This window comes from Streptomyces sp. NPDC088354 (assembly GCF_044753585.1).
Lineage (GTDB): Bacteria > Actinomycetota > Actinomycetes > Streptomycetales > Streptomycetaceae > Actinacidiphila.
In genome coordinates this window covers 58,420-72,085 of the sequence record NZ_JBIVNJ010000020.1, presented here as the reverse complement: position 1 = coordinate 72,085, position 13,666 = coordinate 58,420, and the positions used below count along the sequence as shown (strand labels likewise).

Below are 13,666 nucleotides of genomic sequence, written 5' to 3'. Positions count from 1 at the left end.
CCCGTAGTTCGAACAGATACGGGCCGTCGCGAGAAGCGCCGGCCCGGCCAGCGGCCCCGACCGGGGGCCCCCGTCCCGGTCGGGGTCTTCACCGCCGCGGCCGCCGCGCGATCCTGCGCCGCGCGACGGCCGCCCGCGGTGGCCGGACAGGGCAGGTCACTTCACGCCGAGCAGCTGCTCCAGCGGATCGATCGCGAAGTACACCACGAAGAGCGCCGAGACCGCCCACAGCAGCCAGTGCACCTGCTTGGCCTTGCCCAGCACGGTCTTCAGCACGACGTAGGCGACGAAGCCGGCCCCGATGCCGTTGGTGATCGAGTACGTGAAGGGCATCACGGCGATCGTGAGGAAGGCGGGGAGGGCGATCTCGAAGTCGTCCCAGCCGATGTTCTTGACCTGCGTCATCATCAGGAAGCCGACCGCGACCAGCGCGGGCGCGGCCGCCTGGAGCGGCACGATGGTCAGCAGCGGGCTGAGGAAGAGCGCCACCGCGAACAGCCCGCCGGTGACGAGGTTGGCGAAGCCCGTGCGCGCCCCCTCGCCGACGCCGGCCGCCGACTCGATGTAGGCGGTGTTGGAGGAGGCGGAGGCGGCGCCGCCCGCGACCGCCGCGGCGCCGTCGATCAGCAGCACCCGGCCCAGGTTCGGGACCCTGCCCTCCTCGTCCAGCAGCCCCGCCTCGGCGGTGATGCCGACGACCGTGCCCATGGTGTCGAAGAAGTCCGACAGGATGAGGGTGAAGACCAGCAGCACCACGGTGATCGCGCTGATCCGGCCGAAGGCCCCGAAGAGACTGAAATGGCCCAGCAGCCCGAAGTCCGGCGCCGCGAACACGTCGTCCGGCACCTTGGGCGTGGTCAGGCCCCAGCTCTTGATGTCGGCCAGCGCGTCGATGACGATCGCGACCACGGTCATGGTCACGATGCTGATGAGGATGGCGCCCTTCACCTTCCGCGCCAGCAGCGCGACCGTCAGCAGCACGCCGAGGCAGAAGACCAGCACCGGCCAGCCCGACAGCGCGCCGGTGCCGCCCAGTTGCACCGGGACGGTGGTGTTGGCGGCGTCCGGGATGCGGCTGACGAAACCGGCGTCGACGAACCCGATGAAGGCGATGAACAGGCCGATGCCGACGCTGATCGCCTGTTTCAGCGGCTGGGGTATCGCGTGCATCACCGCCTCCCGCAGCCCGGTGACCACCAGGACGCAGATCAGCAGGCCCTCCAGGACCACCAGGCCCATCGCGTCGTCCCAGCTCATGAGGGGCGCGATCTGGAAGGCCACCACCGCGTTGAGACCGAGGCCGGCCGCGATCGCCAGCGGCAGATTGCCGCCGACACCCATGATCACGGTCATCACGGCCGCCACCAGTGCGGTGGCGGTGACCAGTTGACCCGTCGACAGGGCGTGCCCGAACTTGTCCTTCGCGCTGCCCAGGATGATCGGGTTGAGCACCAGGATGTAGGCCATCGTGAAGAAGGTGGCGAAGCCACCGCGGATCTCCCTGCCGAAGGTCGACCCGCGCTCCCCGATGCGGAAGTAGCGGTCAAGTGGGTTGCTCGGTGCGGGCGGTGAGCCCTGCGCCACGTCGGTGGCCTGAGCGGACATGGTGCTCCTCGGGTGCGGCGATCGGTCGGCCTGCTGATGGTTGGGGGGATTGTGGACGCCCGGAGGACGGTTCGGGTTTTGGAAGTGTTTCCTTGTGCTAACGAATGTGTACCGCTCAACGAGTGCGGCGAGGAACGGCGTTGACCTGAGTACGGCCGGCGGGCCGCATGGCGCGGCACGACCGCGTGGCGCACCCTTCGCCGGCGCACCCTTCGCCGTCACGGCCTCCCCGCCGTGCCGGGGCCGGGCCCGGCACGGGAGAATGGGAGGGTGGGAGACGACACGGCCGCCGCGGCGGTCTTCGAGGAGCACCGGCCCGTCCTGACCGGCGTGGCCTACCGCATGCTCGGCCGCTTCGCCGACGCCGAGGACGTCGTGCAGGAGGCCTGGCTGCGCTGGGCGGCCACCGACCGGGAGGCGGTGCGCGAACCGCGCGGCTTCCTGGTGACCGTCACCACCCGGCTCGCCATCGACCGCCTGCGGCAACTGCAGTCGCGGCGTGAGGCGTACGTGGGGCCGTGGCTGCCCGAGCCGGTCGCCACCGACTTCGCGCACACCGTGCCCGACACCGCCGAACGCGTCGTCCTCGCGGAGTCCGTCTCCCTCGCGGTCCTCGTGCTGCTGGAGTCGCTGTCACCGCTGGAGCGCGCCGTCTTCGTGCTGCGCGAGGCCTTCGACTACCCGTACGCCCGGATCGCCGCCGTCCTGGACCGCGCCGAGCCCGCCGTGCGCCAGCTGGCCGGACGGGCCCGGCGGCACGTCGAGGAGAAGCGCGCCCGGTACGACGCCGACCCCGCCGAGACCGCCAGGATCACCGAACGCTTCCTCGCTGCCGCCGTCGGCGGCGACATCGACGGCCTGCTCGCCCTCCTCGCCCCCGACGTGCGCCTGGTGGGCGACGGCGGCGGCGTGCAGAAGGCCCCGCGCCGCGTCATCGAGACGGCCGCCAAGGTCGCCCGCTTCCTGCACGCGATCGCGCCCACCCCTGTCCCCGACCCGTCCTTCACCCTCCGCGAGGTCAACGGCGTCCCGTCCGTGGTCCTCACCTCGCACGGCAGGCCCCACACCGTGATCTCCCTCGAACTCACCGACGGCCTGGTCACGACGGTCTACGTGCTCACCAACCCCGGCAAGCTGACCGGCGTCGCATCCCCCGGTCCCGTCCTGAGCGAAAGCGACCGCCTCTGACCGCCCCCGCGCGCCGGGAGGGGGCGAACGGCCGGTTAGGGTGCCGGAGTCGGCGCAGGGGCGAGGGTGGGGAGCTGGCGGTGGCTGATCGGTCCGGGGAACGCGGGGACGCTGAGCGGCTGGAGGCCGAGGGGGAGGTGGCGACCGCCCGCATCGCGCTGGCGGACGGTGATCTGACGCACGCGGCCCGCCACTTGGAGGACGCGCTCGCCCGGGACCCCGGCCTGCCGGAGACGCACGAGGCGCTGGCGGAGTTCGCCGCCCGCGCCGGGGGAGCGGCAAAGGCCCTGGACTGGTTCGAGCCGGAGAAGCGGGCGTACATCGGCACGGTCGCCGCGCGCGGCCACCTGTGCGCGGTCGCGGGGCGCTGGGACGAGGCCGTGGCCCTGCTGGCCCAGTGCGCGAGCCACGAGCCGGACCGCGCGTGGCTGGACATCGGCTGGCTGCGGCGCCCCGGCATCGCCGGACTCGTCGCCCCGGACACCGTCGCCCGCGCCGCCGCCGGAGTGGCCCCGCGGTTGCCCGACCCGGTCGCCGAGGAGCACCGCGCCCCCCTGACGCCGCTGCTCGACCTGGTCCGCGCGAGCGTCGCCCGCCATCCCGACCACACCATGCTCCTGTGGTGCGGCTCCACGCTCGCCCGCCGCATGGGCCGCGCCGAGGAAGCCGTCGCCTGGGCCGCCCGCTCGTACGACCTGGAGCCCTGCCACCCCGCCGCCGTCATGCTGGGGTACGCGCTGCGCAGCGCGGGCCGCCCCGAACAGGCACTGGAGGTGTGGCGGGGCGAGGTGCGGCGCGACCCCGCCGACCTCGACCTGTACATCGACATCGCCGAACTGCTGCAGACACTGGGCCGGCCGGCCGAGGGCCTGGAATGGGCGGAACGCGCCGCCGCGGCCGACCCAGGCCACCCCAAGGCGGCCCCGGCCGCGCACGCGCTGCGCCACGCGATCGACGGCGACACGCAGCACCTCGTCGCGCTCGCCGACCACCTGCGCGGCGCGCCGGACCACGAGTACGCCGGCGAACTGCTGGCCCGGCTCGGCCGCGGCCGCCCCTGGCTGAACTGGATACCGGGCGGCAACGAGGCGATCATCAGCCTGCTCCACCAGGCCCTGGAGCAGTCGGTCGCCGCCGACGCCGAACTGGCTCTCACCGTGTCCGCGCTGGAGCCCCCGAGCGCGCTGCTCGCCCTGCGTACGGCCTTCCCCCGCGCGTCCCTCGACGTCCAGGACGTCCCCGAGCCGGACCCGCGGGTGCCGCCCCGCCCGGTGAGCACCCCACTGTGGGCTTACGAGGGCACCACCGCCCGCCCCGCCGTCCCGCCCCCCTCGCCCGAGGCGGCCGAGGCCGTGCGCCGCGTCGCGTGGCACGGCTGGCCGCACCTGCCCGCCGCCTACGACGACGCGGTGGTGCTGTCCGGCCTCGACCCGGCGGACCTGCTGGGCGTCCTGGTCCACCCGCCCGCCCCGCGCGACGACGAGCTCGGCCGGGCGCTCGCGGCGCAGGCCCCGGACCTGTGGATCCGCGCCGTGCAGGTCTGGGCCTGCCTGGGGCTCGCCCACCACCGCACCGACGAGCCGTGGGCGGTCTCCCGCCGCCGCGCGCTCCTGGCCGACGTGCTGGCGGGCGCAGAGGACTGGGTGTGCGAGGCGGCCGCGCTCGCGATCGTCGCCACCGCCTGGGTCGACCCGGCGGCCCGTGAGGACGCGGCCCGGTTGGTGGCCCGCCGCCTCCTGGACGCCCTGGAGGCCCGCAAGACCCGTGTGGTGACGCTCACTTGGTCGCTGTGCCATCTCGCCCTCGCCGCCCCGGGGGTCATCCCCGAGGTGGCGGCGCTGGCGGCCGACGTGGTCCGCGCCATAGAGACCGAAGACCCTGCCGCCGACGCCGACGCCGACGCCGAGGCCGAAGCGCAGGCCTGATTCCTACAGGCCGCCCGTGACCCGCAGCACCGCGCCGGTGGTGTACGACGCCTCGGGCGACATCAGCCACGCCACCGCGCCGGCCACCTCCTCCGGCTCCCCGGGCCGCCGCATGGGCACGCGGTCCGGGTTCCGCCACGGCCGCTCCGGGTCGCCCATGGCCGCGTGGATCCCGGTCAGGACCATGCCGGGCTGCACCGAGTTGACCCGCACGCCGTCCGGGGCGAGCTCCTTGGCCAGGCCCACCGTGAGCGCGTCCACGGCCGCCTTGCTCGCCGCGTAGTGCACGTACTCCCCGGGGCTGCCGAGCGTCGCGGCGCCCGAGGAGATGTTGACGATGGCGCCGCCCCCGCCGCCGTACCGCGTGGACATCTCCAGGGCGGCGCGCCGCGCGCACAGGATCGCGCCCATCACGTTGACGTCGACGACCCGGCGGATCTCCGCGACCGGCGTCTCGGTGAAGCGGCCGAGCGGCCCGGTGACGCCCGCGTTGTTGACCAGCCCGGTGATGGCGCCCAGCTTCTCCCGCACGGTGTCGAACAGCCGCTCCACCTGGGCCTCGTCGCTGGTGTCGCCCTGCACGGCGACGCACTCGGCGCCGGCCTCCCGCACCTTCCGGGCGACGTCCTCGGCGGCCTCGCGTGCCCGCTCGTAGCCGATGCCCACGGCGTGCCCGTCCCGCGCCAGCCGCAGCGCCACGGCCGCTCCGATGCCGCGCCCGCCGCCGGTGACCACCGTGACCGCCGCCATGACCCGCTCCCTCGCCCGCCCGTCCTCGATGATCACGAACGCTACCAGCGTGCGAACGGCCCGTGACGAGCGCGAACACCTTGTGAACGCCGCGCGGCGGCCGCGCCCGGATCGCGCCGGGGCGGCGAGCATTGGTCTTGACCAAGCCGCGGGAGCGGCCCTATCGTCCCCTAGTAGTGCAAGAACCTTTAATAAAGAGCCGTTCGGAAACAAGGCTGAACAACCCCCCGGCGGGGCCAGGCCGATTGCGGAGGACAGGGTGGGGACCACGCAGCTCGAGAATGTGCCGGAGCCCAAGTACTGGCACCTCAAGACCGTGCTTGTCGACGCCCTCGACTCGGAGTTCGCCGTGGGCGAGATCCTGCCGAACGAGCGCGACCTCGCGGCCCGTTTCGGCGTCGCCAGGGCCACGCTGCGCCAGGCGCTGGAGCAGCTGGAGCTGGAGGGCCGCCTGCAGCGCCGCCGCGGTGTCGGCACCACCGTCGCGCCGCCCCGCGTCGGCGTCTCCGTCGGGCCCTCGCGCGGCACCTGGCCGGGCGCCCCGGGTGACGCCTGGCGTACTGTGGGCTGCGCCGAGGCCGCCGCGCCGGCCGTGGTCGCCACCGCCCTGGGCATCGCCGCCGACGAGCCGGTCCACACCGTCCGCCGGGTCCGCGCGATGGGCGGCCAGTCCGTCGCCACCGAGCTGCTGTACGTGCCGCGGGCATCCGTCCCCGGCCTGGGCGACGACCTGGCGCCCGCCGATCACGCCCCGGCCGTGCTGCGCGCGCTGCGCGCACTCGAACTCGACGGCGACGACCGCGCCGTGGAGCTGGGCTCCGCCCGCGCCGAGGACGCCAAGCAGCTCGACCGGCTGCCCGGCGCCCCCGTTCTCGTCGTCACCACCCGCTACTTCTGCGGCGGCCGGGTGGCCGCCGTGGCGGTCTCCACCTACCGGGCCGACACCTGCCGCCTCACCTTCGGCGACAGCGGCGCCATGGAGATCACCCACCACGACGGCGATCGGCACGCGGCGGCCTCCTGAGGTACGGCCCGGGCGGGCTCGCTCAGTAGTAGCGGCCCGTGTTGGCGTCCTTCGCGCCCAGCGTGCCGGACGGCACGGGCACCGGGTGCCCGGCGCAGCGCGCGTCCGCGTCTCCGACGTCGCCGGACGTCAGGTAGCGGTCGACCCGCGAGACGAGGCACGCGTTCCAGATGCTGACCAGGCCGTGCGAACCGCGTCCCACCTCGGTGACCAGCCGCGAGCCCTGCAGCCTGCGGTGCAGCTCCAGGGCGCCTTCGTACGGCGTGGCGGCATCCCGCTCGGACTGCGTCAGGAGTACCGGCGGCAGTTCGGCGGACCAGGCGCCGACGTCGACCGGCTCCCCCGCCCGGGCCGGCCAGGTGGCGCACGGCAGGTTCATCCAGGCGTTGGGCCAGGTCTCGAAGGGGTGCCGGAGCGCCAGCCGCGAGTTGTCCCGGTCCCAGGTGCCCCAGTCCCGCGGCCAGGCGGCGTCCGTGCACTGCACGGCCAGGTAGACCGCGTCGCCGTTCTCCGCGGCCTTCGCCCCGGACCGGTCGGGCGCCTCGGCGGCCACCAGGGGCTTGTCGTCGCCGTGCAGATAGCGCGACAGCTGGTGGGCGAACGTCACCCAACGCTGGTCGTAGTAGGCGGCGTTCTCCGCTGCCGCGTGCAGCTCGCCGGGTCCCACCGTGCCACCGGCGGGCTTCTCGGCCAGCTTGCGCATCGCCAGGTCGAAGGACGCCTGCACACGGCTGGCCGTGGAGCCGAGACCGTACACGGAGTCGTAACGGGCGGCCCAGGCGCGCCAGTCGGCCCAGCGGCCCTCGAAGGCCACGTCCTGGCTGAGGTTGGCGCCGTACCAGACACCCTGCGGGTCCGGGTTGACGACGCTGTCGAGGACCATCCGTCGCACATGGCGGGGGAAGAGCGTCGCGTACACCGCGCCCAGGTAGGTGCCGTACGAGACGCCGTAGTAGTTCAGCCGGGTCTCGTGCAGGGCGGCGCGGATGACGTCGAGGTCGCGCGCCATGTCGGCACTGGTCATGTGGCCGAGCATCGACGCCGAGCGGCGGCCGCAGCCGTCCGCGATCCCCCGGGCCTTGGCACGCTCCCGGGTCTGGGCCGCCGCGTTCGCCGTGCGCGGGTCGGGTGAGGGCGCGTGGATGTAGTTCTCCGGGCGCACGCACGAGATCGGCGCCGAGTGGCCGACCCCGCGCGCGTCGAAGCCGATCAGGTCGTACGTCCTGGCGGCCGTCCCCCACACCTTGCGGGTCACCGGGCCGGCGCTCTTCAGCCCGACGGCGGGGAACCACAGGCCGGGGGCGCCGGGGCCGCCCGGGTTGAAGACCAGCGCGCCCTGCCGCCCGGAGGCCGGACCGGTGGCGCGCAGCCGGCTCACCAGCAGGTCGATCCGGCGGCCGCCCGGATCGGCGTAGTCCACCGGCACCTTGACCTTGCCGCACTGCACCGGCGCGGCGAGCCCGCTGTCCTTGGGACAGGCGCCGAAGGCGATCCCGGTGTCCGCGGCGGCGTCCGCGGCCAGGGCGACACCCGCCGTCCGCAAGGGGTCGTCCACGGGACCTGGCAGGTAGGCCGAGGCGGGTGACGCGGTGAGCGCCCCCGCCGCCAGGACCACGGACACACCCAGGATCACAGCTCGCCGCACGCGGGACGCCCTTCCACCGGCCGCGCCACCGCGGCGCGGCGTCATCTGCCGATGGCAGGGATCGTCGGCTGGTCGGACTAGACGGCAAAACAGGCAGGCCGATAAGTCGTCACATTTCCCCCGAATACCCCTCGAATTGCCCCGTCGTCGGCCTTCCGGGCCCCGGTTCCGCTCAGCGGTTGAGCAGAGAGGTGCGCGCCACCGCGAAGAGCCGCTCCTCGACGTGGTCCAGGGCCAGCCGCAGCGCACCGGTGGCGACCGCCTCCTGCCCCAGCGCCGACAGCGCCACCTCCGGCGGCCGCAGGCAGTAGCGGGCCAACTCGGCGCGCAGCGGCTCCAGCACGCCGTCCAGTCCCGCCGCCCACCCGCCGATCACCACGAGTTCGGGGTCGATGGCCAGCACGAGCGCCGCCACGTCGTGCACCAGGCGGTGCAGGAAGCGGTCGACGGCCTCGCGGGCCTGCAGGTCGCCCGCCCTTGCCAGCGCGAACACCTCGGCCACCGCGGGCTCGTCCAGCGGGTGCAGCGGTGTCCCGGTCGTCGACAGCAGGCGTTCCGGCGTCGCCTCGCGGCCGAGCAGGTGCAGGGCGCCGATCTCGCCGGCCGCGCCGCCGAAACCCCGGTGCAGCCGGCCGCCGATCAGCGAGCCCGCGCCCGGGCTCAGCCCGGCCAGCACGAAGACGACGTCGTCCGTACCGACGGCCGCGCCCTTCCAGTGCTCCGCCACGGCCGCCACGTTCGCGTCGTTCTCCACCAGTACCGGGCAGCGGAACGACCGGCGCAGGCGCTCGCCCAGGGGCAGGCCCGTCCAGCCCGGAAGGGCCGTGCTCAGCCGCACCGCGCCGTCCGTCTCCACGATCCCCGGACTGCCCACACCGACCGCCCACAGCGTGCTGCGCGCCACTCCCGCCTTGCGCAGCAACTCGGCGACGGCGCCCCGCACCCGCTCCAGCCGCTCCTCCGCGGGGGTGGCGTCGGCGACGTCGTGGGCCAGGGAACCGAGGACCCGGCCGCTCAGGTCGGACAGCAGCGCCCGCACCTGGCGGGCCCCGATCTCGATGCCCAGCAGGTGCCCCGCCTCGGCGTGGAAGCGGAACCTGCGCGCGGGCCGCCCCTGTTTCCGCGCGTCCCCCGGCTCCTGCGACGCCTCGACGACCAGGCCGGAATCCATCAGCCCCTCGATGACGCCCTCGACGGTCGGGCGCGACAACCCGGTGCTGTGCACCAGTTCGGTCAGGCTCGGTCCGGGGGCACCACGCAGCGCGTGCAGCACCACAGCGGAATTGATCCGCCGGAGCAGGGACGGATCCCCGCCGGTGAGCCGCCCCAACGTACGTCCTCCCAGCTTGCGCGCGTGTTGGCCGGATCGTACCCGTCCCGGCCGCCCGCGGCGAGTGGCCCGGCGCAGGCTCGCGTGACGTGACGTCAAGTGTCCGACCCCGGGGGTTTACTGTCCCCATGGATCTCGTACGTCACCTCGCCGCCGTGGAGGCGCTGCGCGCCCGCCTCGACGCGGCCGGCGGCGACCCCGGATTCCACCTCGCGGACCTCGCCGCCGAGGACGGCTGCCGTGACCCCGACGAGCCGCTGCTCCCGCAGTGGGAGGACGACGTGGGAGCGGCCTGCGAGTCCCTCGTCTCGGCACTGACCGAGCGCTACCGCACGCCGGCCGTGCTGGTCGATCTCCGGCCCCACCTGGAGCGTTCGGCTCTGGGGGAGGCGGTCGCGGCCCCGCTGGCGGTGCTCAGCGGGCACGCCGACGAGGCCTTCACCTGGCGGGTCGGCCGGCACTGGATAGCGATAGCCGACGCCAGGCCCCATCTGCTGGCCGCCGTCGCCGACACGGACCTCATTCCTTAGAGCGGCTTCCCGCCCACGGTGCTCGACGGTGGGGTGAGCGGACGCCTACGCTGCGTGCAGGACAGTCTGACGCGACAACAAGCGCGGCGGCACGCGCCCGGAGACCTGCCCGATTCCGCCCGGCGAACCGAACGATCCGGCGCCGGCCGACGGCTGGACGCCCACCGGGCCCGGCGCCGCGTCGCGCCACCCAGGGGGACCGCCATGCCGCACCCGCGCCGTATCCTTCACCGCTTGCCCGGCCCCGTGCTCCGACGGTTCCTCCGGCGGGTGCTCGCCGGGTGGTTCGCGGGCGTTCTGGCCGCCGCCACCGCACTGGTGCTCGCCCCGGCCGCCGCCGCCGAACCCGCCACGGGCATCGGCTATCCGGCGGGGGCCACCGCGACCCGCTACTCCGGGCTCGCCTTCGACGCCTGCACCGCACCGCCGCTGACCACCATCCAGGCGTGGGGCGCCTCCCCGTACCGCGCGCTCGGCGTGTACATCAGCGGTGTCAACCGCACCTGCGCCCAGCCGCAGCTGACGGCGGACTGGGTCTCGTCGGTCTCCCGCTTGAAGTGGCGCCTGCTGCCCATCCACAAGGGCCTGCAGCCGCCGTGCGGCGGCCGCCCCACCGACGCGAAGATCAGCCGGACCGCCGCGACCGCCCGCGCCCAGGGCGCCGCCGCGGCCGGGGACGCCGTCGCCGCCGCCAAGGCCCTGGGCATGCGGCCCGGCAGCGCCTTCTACAACGACATCGAGAACTACGCGCAGGCCGACGCCGGCTGCCGCACCGCCGTGTTGAGCTATGTGTCCGGCTGGACCAAGGAGTTGCATCGCCTCGGCTACATCTCCGGTGTCTACATGAACCTCAACCTCGGGGCGCGGCAACTGTCCGACGCCTTCACCTCGGCCTCCTACGCCCGCCCCGACGCCCTGTGGATCGCACGCTACGACGGCGCCGACACCCTCAAGGGCTGGGCCGGTGTCGCGGACGGCAAGTGGTCCGTCCACCAGCGGGCCAAGCAGTACCGGGGCAGCCACGACGAGACCTACGGCGGCGTCACGGTCAACATCGACAACGACCGTCTGGACGCCCCCGTCGCCACGGTCGCCCACACCTACACGGTGACCAGCCCCGGCGCGCTCAACGCCCGCTCCGGGCCGTCCGGCAGCTATCCCGTGGTGCGGACCCACGCGTCCGGCTCGGCACTCCAGGTCGTCTGCCAGACGCCCGGCCCGAAGGTCGGCACCACGACGGTCTGGGACAAGCTGACCGACGGCACCTACGTGACCGACCACTACGTCAGCACACCCTCGGCCACGGGCTACAGCGCTCCCGTCCCGCGCTGCGTCCACCCCTACCAGGTCACGGCCAACGGCGGCCTGACCGTACGCACCGGGCCCGGCAGCTCCTACGCCGCCCAGGGCAAGGCGGCGAACGGGGCGCTGGCCTGGGTGGTCTGCCAGAAGAGCGGATCGAAGGTCGGCACCACGAAGATCTGGGACCGGCTCGACAACGGCCGTTACGTCTCGGACCACTACGTGGCGACGCTGAGCGGCACCACGTACACCAAGCTGGTCCCGCGCTGCTGAGGCTCAGTCACCGGCCGCGGCGCGCAGCCGTCCGAACTCCTCCACCATCGCACCGGTCGTCCACCCGGCGTTGAGCCCGCTGGGGTTGGGCAGGGCCCAGATCCGCGTGTCGCCGATCGTCCGCTCCTGCGGACCGATCGCGGCGCGCGGATCGGCGAACGCCACGCGGTAGGCGGTGACGCCGACCACGGCCAGCCAGCGCGGCCGGTGGCGCAGCACCCGCTGCGTCAACAGCACGCCGCCCTCGACCAGTTCGGCCTTGCCGAGCTCGTCCGCCCGCGCGGACGCCCGCGCGGCGACGTTGGTGATCCCGAGCCCGTACGACAGCAACTCCCCCTGCTCGGAGGGGTCCAGGCGGCGCGGTGTGAATCCGGAGCCGTGCAGCACCGGCCAGAAGCGGTTGCCCGGCCGGGCGAAGTGGTGGCCGGTGGCGGCGGACATCAGGCCGGGGTTGATGCCGCAGAAGAGCACCCGCAGGCCGTCCGCGATCACATCCGGGACGGTGCGCTCGCGGGCGGCCTCCAGCTCGTCCTGCGTCAGCCGGCGGGTGGTCAGAGGATGGCTCCGGGCCGGTACGAGGCCGCCAGGGGATGACGCTCGGTGACCTCCTCCACGCGCCGCACGACCTCGGCGACCTGCGCGGACGCGGCGCCGGTGAAGGAGAGCCGGTCCGCCATGAGGGCGTCGAGCTGTGCGCGGTCCAGCGGGATGCGCTCGTCCTCGGCGAGCCGGTCCAGCAGCTCGTTGCGGTCGGCGCCCTTCTCGCGCATCGCCAGCGCGGACGCCACCGCGTGCTCCTTGATGACCTCGTGCGCGACCTCACGGCCGACCCCGGCGCGTACCGAGGCCATGAGCACCTTCGTCGTCGCCAGGAACGGCAGGTAGCGGTCGAGCTCGCGGGCGATGACGGCCGGGAAGGCGCCGAACTCGTCCAGCACGGTCAGGAAGGTCTCCATGAGGCCGTCCAGCGCGAAGAACGCGTCCGGCAGCGCGACGCGCCGCACCACCGAGCAGGAGACGTCGCCCTCGTTCCACTGGTCGCCGGCCAGCTCGCCGACCATCGAGGCGTAGCCCCGCAGGACGACGGCGAGGCCGTTGACGCGCTCGCAGGAGCGGGTGTTCATCTTGTGCGGCATGGCCGAGGAGCCGACCTGTCCGGGCTGGAAGCCCTCGGTGACCAGCTCGTTGCCGGCCATCAGCCGGATCGTCTTGGCCAGCGACGAGGGCGCGGCGGCCAGCTGCACGAGCGCGGTCACGGCGTCGTAGTCCAGCGAGCGCGGGTAGACCTGGCCCACCGAGGTGAACTCGTGCGAGAAGCCCAGGTGCTGCGCGACCCGCCGCTCCAGCTCCGCGAGCCGTGCCTCGCCCTCGGCCCCGCCGCCCAGCAGGTCCAGCATGTCCTGCGCCGTGCCGACCGGGCCCTTGATGCCGCGCAGCGGATAACGGCCGAGCAGGTCCTCGACCCGGGCGAAGGCGACCAGCAGCTCGTCGGCGCCGGTCGCGAACCGCTTGCCGAGCGTGGTGGCCTGGGCGGCGACGTTGTGCGAGCGCCCCGCCATCACCAGCTCGCCGTACTCGGCGGCCAGCCGTCCCAGGCGGGCGAGCACGGCCACCGTGCGGTCGCGCACCAGCTCCAGCGACAGCCGGATCTGCAGCTGCTCGACGTTCTCCGTGAGGTCGCGCGAGGTCATGCCCTTGTGGATCTGCTCGTGCCCCGCGAGCGCGTTGAACTCCTCGATGCGCGCCTTCACATCGTGCCGCGTGACCTTCTCGCGCTGCGCGATGGACGCCAGGTCCACCTGCTCCAGCACCCGTTCGTAGTCCGCGATCGCCTCGTCCGGCACCTCGATCCCGAGGTCCTTCTGCGCCCTCAGCACCGCCAGCCACAGGCGGCGCTCCAGCACCACCTTCTGCTCGGGGGACCACAGGGTGGCGAGCTCCACGGATGCGTAGCGGCCGGCCAGGACGTCGGGGATGCGGGGCTTGGAAGTCACGTAGCGAGAGTTTACCCGCCGCCCATGGTGAATGCTCACGCCCACGGAGGAGCGGAAGGCCAGGTCAGAGACGCTCAGCCGGCGATTTCGCGGTGCCTGC

At 73.9% G+C, this 13,666-nt stretch carries 11 protein-coding genes; 5 read left to right on the top strand and 6 right to left on the bottom strand.

Translation table 11 applies throughout. The features are described 5' to 3' along the window. Nucleotides 1-156: 156 nt before the first annotated feature. Complete coding sequence (locus ACIP98_RS26090; protein WP_319660709.1) at nt 157-1,605, bottom strand: NCS2 family permease; 1,449 nt, start codon at nt 1,603-1,605, stop codon at nt 157-159. Nucleotides 1,606-1,875: 270 nt separating this feature from the next. Here ACIP98_RS26090 and sigJ point away from each other — a divergent pair, with 270 nt between their 5' ends. Together sigJ and ACIP98_RS26080 are read left to right on the top strand one after the other, a co-directional pair. Next, nucleotides 1,876-2,793, top strand: coding sequence for an RNA polymerase sigma factor SigJ (gene sigJ / locus ACIP98_RS26085; RefSeq protein WP_319660708.1), 918 nt, complete (start codon nt 1,876-1,878; stop codon nt 2,791-2,793). Nucleotides 2,794-2,873: 80 nt separating this feature from the next. Continuing rightward, on the top strand, nt 2,874-4,718 hold the full coding sequence (locus ACIP98_RS26080) for a tetratricopeptide repeat protein (protein ID WP_319660707.1): 1,845 nt from the start codon (nt 2,874-2,876) through the stop codon (nt 4,716-4,718). A 3-nt stretch (nt 4,719-4,721) separates the two neighbouring features. On the opposite strand, the gene ACIP98_RS26075 is transcribed toward ACIP98_RS26080, so the two are convergent. Next, entirely contained in the window at nt 4,722-5,468 is a 747-nt protein-coding gene (locus ACIP98_RS26075) for an SDR family oxidoreductase (protein WP_319660706.1), read from the bottom strand. Between the two features lie 259 nt (nt 5,469-5,727). Here ACIP98_RS26075 and ACIP98_RS26070 point away from each other — a divergent pair, with 259 nt between their 5' ends. Next, a complete protein-coding gene (locus tag ACIP98_RS26070) occupies nt 5,728-6,492 on the top strand; it encodes a GntR family transcriptional regulator (RefSeq protein ID WP_401978180.1) in 765 nt (254 codons plus the stop codon). Nucleotides 6,493-6,514: 22 nt separating this feature from the next. Here the strand turns inward: ACIP98_RS26070 and ACIP98_RS26065 are convergent, their stop codons facing one another. Further along, nucleotides 6,515-8,182, bottom strand: a complete 1,668-nt coding sequence (locus tag ACIP98_RS26065) for an alpha/beta hydrolase (protein ID WP_401978178.1) — start codon at nt 8,180-8,182, stop codon at nt 6,515-6,517. A gap of 127 nt (nt 8,183-8,309) precedes the next feature. Next, complete coding sequence (locus tag ACIP98_RS26060) at nt 8,310-9,467, bottom strand: ROK family transcriptional regulator (RefSeq protein ID WP_401978176.1); 1,158 nt, start codon at nt 9,465-9,467, stop codon at nt 8,310-8,312. Between the two features lie 128 nt (nt 9,468-9,595). Here ACIP98_RS26060 and ACIP98_RS26055 point away from each other — a divergent pair, with 128 nt between their 5' ends. Further along, complete coding sequence (locus ACIP98_RS26055) at nt 9,596-9,997, top strand: hypothetical protein (RefSeq protein WP_401978174.1); 402 nt, start codon at nt 9,596-9,598, stop codon at nt 9,995-9,997. 234 nt (nt 9,998-10,231) lie between these two features. After that, on the top strand, nt 10,232-11,572 hold the full coding sequence (locus ACIP98_RS26050) for a glycoside hydrolase domain-containing protein (RefSeq protein WP_401978171.1): 1,341 nt from the start codon (nt 10,232-10,234) through the stop codon (nt 11,570-11,572). A gap of 3 nt (nt 11,573-11,575) precedes the next feature. Here the strand turns inward: ACIP98_RS26050 and mug are convergent, their stop codons facing one another. Together mug and purB are read right to left on the bottom strand one after the other, a co-directional pair. Continuing rightward, a complete protein-coding gene (gene mug, locus ACIP98_RS26045) occupies nt 11,576-12,064 on the bottom strand; it encodes a G/U mismatch-specific DNA glycosylase (RefSeq protein WP_401978168.1) in 489 nt (162 codons plus the stop codon). A gap of 59 nt (nt 12,065-12,123) precedes the next feature. Next, entirely contained in the window at nt 12,124-13,566 is a 1,443-nt protein-coding gene (purB, locus tag ACIP98_RS26040) for an adenylosuccinate lyase (RefSeq protein WP_319660699.1), read from the bottom strand. Nucleotides 13,567-13,666: the final 100 nt, after the last annotated feature.

Coding starts and splice junctions, on each gene's coding strand:
- ACIP98_RS26075 (WP_319660706.1), bottom strand. CDS start 5,468: ATGGCGGCGGTCACGGTGGTCACCGGCGGCGGGCGCGGCATCGGAGCG.
- ACIP98_RS26090 (WP_319660709.1), bottom strand. CDS start 1,605: ATGTCCGCTCAGGCCACCGACGTGGCGCAGGGCTCACCGCCCGCACCG.
- ACIP98_RS26065 (WP_401978178.1), bottom strand. CDS start 8,182: ATGACGCCGCGCCGCGGTGGCGCGGCCGGTGGAAGGGCGTCCCGCGTG.
- ACIP98_RS26055 (WP_401978174.1), top strand. CDS start 9,596: ATGGATCTCGTACGTCACCTCGCCGCCGTGGAGGCGCTGCGCGCCCGC.